At 41.8% G+C, this 593-nt stretch carries 1 protein-coding gene; it reads left to right on the forward strand.

All coding sequences use genetic code 11. The features are described from left to right. Window positions 1-86 precede the first annotated feature (86 nt). Window positions 87-413 (forward strand): 50S ribosome-binding protein YggL, encoded by a 327-nt coding sequence (locus ACFSW8_RS06880; protein WP_377090617.1) that lies wholly within the window; start codon window positions 87-89, stop codon window positions 411-413. Window positions 414-593: the final 180 nt, after the last annotated feature.

Consider the following 593-nt stretch of genomic DNA (forward strand, 5'->3'; position numbering starts at 1 on the left):
ACACTCTATCCGTAAACAATAAATCACAGTACATTCTCCGTCAGCGGTGCGGTGTGCTTTACGTTCTGCTAAATAAACCAAGCTTGATGAAAAAGAGACTCAGAAAGAAAAAGCATTTAGGAGAGTTCGCTGTATTTGGGTATAGCCTTGTGATCCACACCAAGAATGACAGTGATGAACCATTTCTAGACTCACTCATCAGCAAAGTTGAGTTTCTTAGACTACAGTTCGGTGATTCAATGTCAGGTCATACAATCAGAGGTGTGATTGAATCTAGTCACACAAACAGTCAGGTCACCGAATTGCAACTAGCTTCACTGAAGTCATTCCTTACTTCATCACTTGAAGTTAATTCCGTATATTTTTCAGAACCTTGGGATATATACTATGGCCACGAACCTCTCATAAATTGACTTTTGCAGAACAAGACGCTGCACCCAACCGCTGACCGCGGTTGAGCTCCGCTTACCATTTCCAACTCACCATCCGTAAACAATAAATCAAAGTGCATTCCCCCGTCAGCGGTGAGGTGTGCTTTACGTTAGGTTTGAAAAACGGATGCGTCAGATCAATTTCTAAGCATAAATAGTGTT

The organism is Rubritalea tangerina (assembly GCF_042683245.1).
Classification (GTDB): Bacteria; Verrucomicrobiota; Verrucomicrobiia; order Verrucomicrobiales; family Akkermansiaceae; genus Rubritalea; species Rubritalea tangerina.